The sequence below is a fragment of the Achromobacter sp. genome (assembly GCF_032102605.1).
Taxonomy (GTDB): Bacteria; Pseudomonadota; Gammaproteobacteria; order Burkholderiales; family Burkholderiaceae_B; genus Achromobacter.
In genome coordinates this window covers 126,360-134,162 of sequence record NZ_DAMDGT010000002.1, presented here as the reverse complement: position 1 = coordinate 134,162, position 7,803 = coordinate 126,360, and the positions used below count along the sequence as shown (strand labels likewise).

Here is a 7,803-nt window from a genome sequence, read left to right as displayed (position 1 = left end):
ATCGCGGGTGATCGTCAGAATGGTCCGTCCAGCGCCAGTCCCGTACAGACGCCGGTAGCGGCGCCGGTGTTCGATGGGCAGCTCCGTGGGGACGCTGCGCCTATCGCGGGTGATCGTCCGACTGCTCCAGCCAGCGCCACTCCCATTCAGACGACGACAATGGGACCATCGTCGGCCTCCGAAGGGGGGGGAAGCCAAGTGCCCATGGCACGTAATCTCACCGCCGGAACAGAAATCGGTGGTGGGCTGGGCGCTGGCGCGGCCGCTGCGGCGCCTCGATCGTTCGAAAGAAGCGAGGTTGTCTGGTCCTCTGATCCGCAGGATGCCGAAGGTAGCTCGCCCAGTAGACAGGATGCGCCTGGAGGCCGGCTGTTTGACGGTCAGCAAGGTCGTAATGTTCGGCCCAAACGCGACTGACTCACCGCGGCAAGCATGCCCCGCAAACTGCGGGGCTTTTTTTTGCCTCCGTTGCGTTCACTTCGAGAGCGTGGGTAAAAAAAAACCGACATCCAGGGGATGTCGGTATGTGCTGCTTATTGCTTCATGCGTTTAGCAAGATCCTCTTGAAATGCCTTTCGGCTGTCTTGCGCGTCGCTTCGAAACTGACCAGTCTTGGCTGCGATATCTTTGTCGCGGCCAAGCGCGGTGGTGACGAGAATGACAAGAAAAACTGCGACAAGCACGAGTCCTACTACCATGCCAAACTTCTTTTGCAAGGTATCGACCTTCGTGTTCGCGGTCTCTGCATGTAACCGCTGTGCATCAGCGTGCAGCCTTTGGGTCTCCGCGGCGATGCGCGGAACTTCTGCTACAAGACGAGATGCGTCTGCGCGGTGCTTCTGGCCTTCCTCGACCAGTTTGTTCGCCTCGGCGGTGTACTTCTTAGCAAGGGACGACCTGGCTTCGTCGACGAGGTCTTCTCGGGCGCGGGCCCGAGCGAGTGCGCTCTCGTCATCCTCCGGTTCTTTTGACGCCCGCGTTGATGCACGCGCCTTGCCGCCAAACGCAGACTCCGCGCCCACTTCAGTCACTGAACCGTGATGGAATCCCTCGGCTTCGGACGAAGCGAAGGATCCGTCCAAGGCAAACTCCCGCTGGGGGTCGATCTCTCGCTCTATGCTCACGTCCTTTGTCGCGCTCATTGGGCTCTCCTGTATTGTCGAATGTTACATCGGCGATATCCTAGTGGTCCTATGTGATCGGCATCTGAAGGTGGCAGCGGGGTTACAGTTGTTGGTGTGCCCAGCTGCCAGCAAGGTCTACAATCGGTGAAAATTCTGTTAGGAGGCCCATGTGGCTACCGTGCTGAAGTACGTCGTGCGGAACGGTGCGACGTCGGAGGGTGTCGCGCGCGAGGTGCACCGATTGGTGGCTGACCTTGAAAGCCGGCACGCGACTGTATCGGTCGTCCCCCTTCCGAACAGTGACCTGGGAACTGGCGAAGTAGGCTACCTCATCATTGGAGCAGGGGATGCCGCAGCTCGTGCGCCTGAGTCTGATCGAGCGGAGGGGCTTCTTCCTCCTGACTTGCGTCACATGACGGGCGACAAGCTCGTTGACGACCTTATCGCTGCCGATATTTTCAGGTAAGTTTGCTCGTAGTTCCTTTGTGGTCCGGTACGAACAAAAAAATGCCTACTGACAAGTGTCAGTAGGCATTTGCCATTTAGGCGAGCTGATATACGCCGAGGGAGACGCGGACGAAAAACCGTTCGTCCTGGAGAACTTGGCGCACCTTCGCCTTCCAGTGGACATTCTCGCGGGACATCGCATAGGGCTCCATGGCCGCGTAGATCTGATCCAGTGGGACGGGCGAGCGACCGTGGAGCGCGCGCCGGACCGCGGATCGCCACGTCGCAGCAACGATGTTGTCGACCCGTCGTTGAATGCGGACGAGCATACTGAACGCACGGCCGCCGGCTTTCCTAAACACCAACAGTTTTTCGTGGCCGATCCGCACGAAGGAATTCGCGTAGTGTTTTCGGTCGCTGCTGCATTGGTGCTGGAGCTTAATGATCTCGTCCACTAGCCGGCCTGGTGCGATGCGTTCAACGAGCGAGGATAGGTTGTAGTAGCGTCCCTCTCGCCGTAGATTTCCCATCAGCACGCCGTAGTGTCCATTTGGAGCGCATGCGTCGTGGATGTTCATCAACGATACCGCCAGGGCTTCGGTGAAATCCGGCAAAGTCATTCGGCTCATATCGCTCGGGTGTGGGACATTTCCCCACTGCGAGCCGCTGTAGTGGATCATGTCCCAGTACGGAGGATGCCACCACACTGCTGCCGCATCTTCGCCCAGAAAGGCGCGGAAGTCGTCCCGGAGCAGATCAAAGCCTTGATGCAGGTCGGTGCCCTTGAAGCGCACGCGCAACTCGGCAGCCACGTGCGCGCTCGTGCCGCTGCCGATGCTCGGATCGGCAAACAGCCCGTCCAGCCTTGGAAGGTAAGTTTCAACGAAATCCTTGATGACGTGTCCTGAGCAGTTTCCGCGATAACGGCTATTGCCGTAGCTTCCTCTGTCCGGATAAGAGCAAACGGACGTTTTGAACATGAGTGATACCTCGACAAAATGGGTTGGGTTGGAATCCGATCCCAGCCAAGTCGAAGACATCTCGCGGTGGAGCGTCTGAGTTCCCTAGAGCGCCGCTCTCGGGCGCCAAGCGCAGTGGCCCGAGAGCGGGAGTTTCGGGCGTAATCATGGCGTCGTTGACCCCGGGGGGGGACCCCGTCCCGCCGGTGAAGCAGGAGGGGGTGACACCCCTTTGGCGGTGTTGACCGTCGGGTTCTGCTGAGGCCGAGTCATGAGGTGACGATCACATTGGCCAATGGTCATTAGTCATACTGCAATGGGAATTTCCTGCGGCAAATTCGCGGCCGGAATTTCGGGTCCGGGGGTTCCCAACACCCCGGTGAGGATGGCTAAATATTGCTTGGGAAAGGTCCTATTACGGGAACGAGGGGGTCACAGTTTGCTTAACCTAGTAGGGACCCGAGGGTCCGTCAGATGAATACGTACCGAACAGCCGCCGACAACGCTGCGCAGCGGGTCGAAGACATGAGACAAGTGATCGTCCGCATAGATGATGCCCTGCGCAGGCTGGACCAACTGCTGGACGCCTTGCAGCCGGCGTTGCCCGGGAAGCTTCGCGTCGAATGGCGACTCGTGGGTGTCAGGGGGGAGGGCGAGGATAGAAGGACGTTGACGCCCCAGGTTGTTAAATGGCTGCGCAAGAACAACGAGAGCGTTTGGTGGTCGGTCGCGTTGCGGAAAGGGACTGCTTCCCGAAGCCGGCGCCGGTCCAAGGACTTCGAGGCCAATTCAGAAGCGGTGTCCAAGGTATGTCAGGAGGTCGATCGATTACTCGACAAGCGCGCGAGGATAGGAACATTGCTGCAACGCTTCTCCTCTGGGGTTGGCGGGTTGTTGCCAGCCACATTGCATTGGCTCGACGAAATGGAGTCCATGCTGGATAAGATCCAGCGTCCCGCAGCAAATCCCCAGTCAAAGGGCGAGGTCTGAGGCGATGCCAACGGTGCATCAGTAGCCGGTCGGGCCTGCCCTCGTCGTGCTGGTCAACGGCGCCTGAGTTCTCTCCAGCTTTCACCACTTCAAATCCCCTAGCAAATTCCCTGGCAAATGCCCGCCTCTGCGAGGCGGTCAAAGGGCCTTGGCTCTTATGGGCGATTCTTCAGTGGTCTCTGCCGCGGAGAGCATGCGCACGTACGGATGCCTGGCTACGCTGACTCCCAACTACGCGACGTCCATACACACAGCGCAGGCATTCTCTACCCATATGCTGATCGCTAGAGCTACCCATACCCCCACACAAAGGCACCACTCAGCGGCGCAGCGCTTTGATGGGGGTAGGCAGGTGCAGGCGGACACCGCTGCTTGGCCACAGCCTACTGTCACGGCTCTACTGGCCTAGCCAAGGGCCTTGGCTTCCCCTTCAGCTTGGCGGCCCTATACGTTATGCTGTGCCAGCAGTCATCTGGCTATCCACCATTGATCACTGTCGTCTGTTAACGGCTTTCAGGCGGCTATGCGTCACAGTGGCATCCCAGGGCATGCGTCCCGCTGCACGTGGGATACGCTGTTGCTGGATTGGATCGTGCCTCGGCAGTGGCGATACCTTCCGCCCCTTGCTCCTCTCCCGTCTTCCCTAGAAGTTCCCATTTTGGATTGCACATTCCAAAAGCTGGTTCTTGTCTGCTCGTCTTGGTCTCATAGGGATAATAGGTTATACCTACCCCGGGCCAACCTACCTCATTGTGCAAATGCGCTTCTTGGCGTCCTGTAGTCAGGTTTCCCTTGCCCGGCAAGGGGAAAAGATTTCTCTCGGCCCTGGACCTGCTTTTTTTGCCCGGTGCTCCCTGTTTTGCACTTGCGCGGGTTGGCGACAATTGTTTGTGCATCGAAATCGATTTAAGGCGTCGTCGGGGAAGGGGGTATGCAACCCCTTGGGCGTGCGCGGAACGCCCCACCAAGCTTGCGATATCCGCTTTGGCGGGCGTTTGAGCGGAGGGGGCTCGGGGTTTGGCGGTCCACCAGCATCACGGGCAGGTCGACGGCGCGAAGCGGCGTTGACACTGGCGTAGCCAGTCAAGATATGGGATTGGGATTGGTAATGGGATTGGGAGCTTTGCCTCGGGTTCGAGCTCGGATTTCAGCAAAAACCGGGATTGAACCTGCCGCTATCCCAGGACAAACCGGCTGGGTTTTTGCTGGGTTTTTGATCGGGTATTTGAAGCGGGAAGAGGCATGGATGAGGGCGCTTGATTGGCCTCTGGCGCATTCGTGAAAGCCGCTGGGATAGTTTTCGAAACCCACTGGGTTTTTTACGCAAGGCTGGAGGAGGTAGTGATTGGAATGCGGGAAGCCGGTGTTCCTGCGGGTTTGGAGTAGGTATCCAGACGGATACCCGGGTGAAACCCAAACAAAACCCACCGGGTTTTTTACGAGGGGGCGCGCGTAGCGCCTGAAGGATCGGACGTGGGCGAGGCGGCCCATTTGGACATCAAAACAACCCAGCAATAACCCGCCGGGTTTACAGGAGGCAATGTTGATTTGGTTGGAACTCAGCGCAGCTGCGCTTGCCCTTGTGGCTATTTGCGCCGGGGGCGCGTACTTCTGGAAGGATCGCACCCGGAAAGCGCCTCAGCGGGTCGAAAAGCGAACTGCGCCGCGAGCGCAACCTTTGGCGGGGAGTTTGGGAGGGGAGCGGGGCGCACAGTCGCCTACGCCGATCGTCGCTCCTGTGGTGCCTCCTCCTCCTCCTCCTCCGCCACCCCCGAGCTTGTTGGCAGCCGAAAGGCAGCGCGAAATACGGGCTGAACTCAGTCACCGACTCGAACGAGCAGGCCGAGCCCTCCCCTCGGATGAGCAATGGAAGATGATCCTTACGCCATCGACATGCGTGCGCGTGGCGGCCGGGGCTGGCTCTGGGAAGTCGACGACGCTTGCGCTACGCGTCATCGTGCTTCGCTATTACCTGGGGGCGGCCTGGGACGAGATCACGGTCGTCACGTTCACGAACAAGTCGCGAGACGATTTCATCAAAAAGCTGCTTTCTAATGCCCAGCTTTTTGAGCCAACCATCAGCAAGCGGCTGATCGAAGCGAGGGTACGCACCTTTCACTCGCTCGCGTTCCGCCAGGCGCGGGCGGCTGGGCTGAACGTCAACACCGCGGACCGGATACCGAAAAAATCCCCTGTCAAAGACCCGCACATGCTGGACGACGCCGGTGAACCGGGAGCTCCAGCTGATGATGAGGACGAGGACTCGCCAGATACGCCGTTCGCGCCCATCGCCAAGCTCGATGAACTGCCGGTTTTGCCCGAGATTTTGCGTGAGGTGGGCGGCAAGTTGCTGGATGCTGACCCGGCCTTCAAACAGGCGGTCATCGGGCTTGAAAGGGCCTTTCTGTTCGCACAGCCCAGAGCCGGGGAGGCTGAAAAGCGGGTGCCGCGTGTCAAGCTAAACCAAGCGCGGGATGAGGCTCGGACGCAAGAGATTTACGATTTGTGGTGCGAGAAGTACCGCTCCGAGCTCGACGCAAGCGGAATTGCGTTTAAGGTCGAACCGCTTTACTTGGGTAGCAATCCAGCATATGCCCGAGCTAATCCGGCCGCCGGCCCATGGTATTCCAACGCGACTGTGCCCAGCCTGGCGGCCCCGGGCCAGCCGGCCCCCCGCGTAATCCTCGGGATACCCCGGGAAGTGGCGGATCTAAAGACGCCCCGATGGTTCTCAACCGGGGGCGACACGATGATCATGGCTGTGACGTCCGCCTTTAAGGTAGGGTATCTGCAAGATATCCCGGCGACGATGCCGATTATCTGGATCTCAGAACCCGCTCAGCTGGCGCACCTTGCCGAGCAAGTCCGATACTCACTGGGGGCTTTCCACGGCTTCCCGCAGTTCCAGGTGCAGCTTGAAGGCGAATTCCAGCCCCGCTGGGTGTTTGAGGCATTCTGGGCAGAGGCTCAGTTCATTCAATGCCTCGGGCTCGATGTCGCGAAGGCCTGCGTCAAAATTGCGCCCGAGCTCAAAGGCGTGGACAGGCTCTTCGTGGAGGGGTTGGCCCGTTTCTGGCCCGCATTGATGGAGGAAATCCAGGCCAACGGCATGACAACGACCGGCGAGGTATTTGCGCAGCTCGGGGGCGCCGCAGGCATGGCGCGGCTGCCAGCGGACGCCTTGCGTAACTCCCGTCATCTTTTGATCGACGAGTTCCAGGACATCTCCTTGAATTTCGTGAAGTGGATCCGCGCTCTCCGTGATCGACAGCTGGCGGCCGACCGGAGTTCGAATCCGAAGCTGCCCAGCTCGTTTATGGTCGTGGGCGACGATTACCAATCGATATATGGCTGGCGCGGAGCGTCGCCCAACTTCTTCATCGACTTCGCAAAGTACTTCTCTCCAGGGTTCGAGCCGAGCCAGCTTGTGTTGTTGGCGAACTATCGTTCATCCTCGGAAATCGTTCAGACTGCCGAGATGATGCTTGATCGCGTTGCTTACAAACTGAGCAAGCCGCCGGCGGTCGCCAAAGGCCCGGCCAAAGACTTTGGCATGCCCGTGAGCATGACGAAGGTCGACGATGCCGCGGATTATCGTGCTCTCGCTGGGCTGGGTGCGGACGGTATGGTGATGGCGAGAACCAACACGGTTCTCAAGGAAGTCAAGCCACAGAGCGCACGTTGCCAGTACCTGACCATTCATGGCGCGAAGGGCCTGGAGGCCGAGCATGCCGCGATACTGGGCGACGTTTCCGCTCCTGCTCCGCATCCCATTCGCACCCAGTTGTACAAGCTGGCGGGATTGGGCGACTACGATCAATCGCAGAGAGACGAAGCGCGTAGGCTGGTCTACGTTGCCATCACGCGTGCCATGCACACTGTGAACTGGGCGGTCGCTAATCCTCGCCCAGGCAGCTTGTTTGAAGAGCTAGACGGCCTTCTTCAAACCCGTTCCAAAGCCTCGATCAAACCCTCTGGTTCAAACCCCGAGCAAACGCTCGATCAAATGCGCGCGAACCTGGCACGGGCTGACGTCCACCTCAAACGCGCAGGCATTACCGCTGGAAAAGGAGGCCGTCGATGAGCAGAGCGACAGCGTGCGAGAACGAGGAAGGCTTTGTGCGCATCAAGTACCAGCGCACGGCCGCGGTGGTCGCGGGGAGCGGCAGCACCGGCACCAGGCCGAGCTTTGTGTCCATGGACAAACTGCTTTTCGAAGTGCTCGTGCGTTTGGTTGGCTCGGAGGCCGCAGCGAGAGCAAAGGTTAAGACCTGGGCAAAAGA

General features: G+C 59.3%; 5 protein-coding genes. 2 read left to right on the top strand and 3 right to left on the bottom strand.

Annotated features, from left to right (window positions below):
• Nucleotides 1–533 precede the first annotated feature (533 nt).
• Both RT614_RS05290 and RT614_RS05285 read right to left on the bottom strand, forming a co-directional pair.
• Nucleotides 534–1,142, bottom strand: a complete 609-nt coding sequence (locus tag RT614_RS05290; RefSeq protein WP_313620808.1) for a hypothetical protein — start codon at nt 1,140–1,142, stop codon at nt 534–536.
• Between the two features lie 524 nt (nt 1,143–1,666).
• Nucleotides 1,667–2,551 (bottom strand): hypothetical protein, encoded by an 885-nt coding sequence (locus RT614_RS05285; RefSeq protein WP_054470941.1) that lies wholly within the window; start codon nt 2,549–2,551, stop codon nt 1,667–1,669.
• A 453-nt stretch (nt 2,552–3,004) separates the two neighbouring features.
• On the opposite strand from RT614_RS05285, the gene RT614_RS05280 reads away from it, so the two are divergent.
• Complete coding sequence (locus RT614_RS05280) at nt 3,005–3,520, top strand: hypothetical protein (protein WP_054470942.1); 516 nt, start codon at nt 3,005–3,007, stop codon at nt 3,518–3,520.
• 1,540 nt (nt 3,521–5,060) lie between these two features.
• Complete coding sequence (locus RT614_RS05275) at nt 5,061–7,604, top strand: UvrD-helicase domain-containing protein (RefSeq protein ID WP_313620806.1); 2,544 nt, start codon at nt 5,061–5,063, stop codon at nt 7,602–7,604.
• Here the strand turns inward: RT614_RS05275 and RT614_RS05270 are convergent.
• On the bottom strand, nt 7,576–7,719 hold the full coding sequence (locus RT614_RS05270) for a hypothetical protein (protein WP_313620805.1): 144 nt from the start codon (nt 7,717–7,719) through the stop codon (nt 7,576–7,578). The genes RT614_RS05275 and RT614_RS05270 overlap by 29 nt on opposite strands.
• Between the last annotated feature and the right edge of the window lie 84 nt (nt 7,720–7,803).

What these genes read in the sequence shown, in the direction of transcription:
- RT614_RS05290 (WP_313620808.1), bottom strand. Translation starts at nt 1,142, where the DNA reads ATGAGCGCGACAAAGGACGTGAGCATAGAGCGAGAGATCGACCCCCAG.
- RT614_RS05285 (WP_054470941.1), bottom strand. Translation starts at nt 2,551, where the DNA reads ATGTTCAAAACGTCCGTTTGCTCTTATCCGGACAGAGGAAGCTACGGC.
- RT614_RS05280 (WP_054470942.1), top strand. Translation starts at nt 3,005, where the DNA reads ATGAATACGTACCGAACAGCCGCCGACAACGCTGCGCAGCGGGTCGAA.
- RT614_RS05275 (WP_313620806.1), top strand. Translation starts at nt 5,061, where the DNA reads ATGTTGATTTGGTTGGAACTCAGCGCAGCTGCGCTTGCCCTTGTGGCT.
- RT614_RS05270 (WP_313620805.1), bottom strand. Translation starts at nt 7,719, where the DNA reads ATGGACACAAAGCTCGGCCTGGTGCCGGTGCTGCCGCTCCCCGCGACC.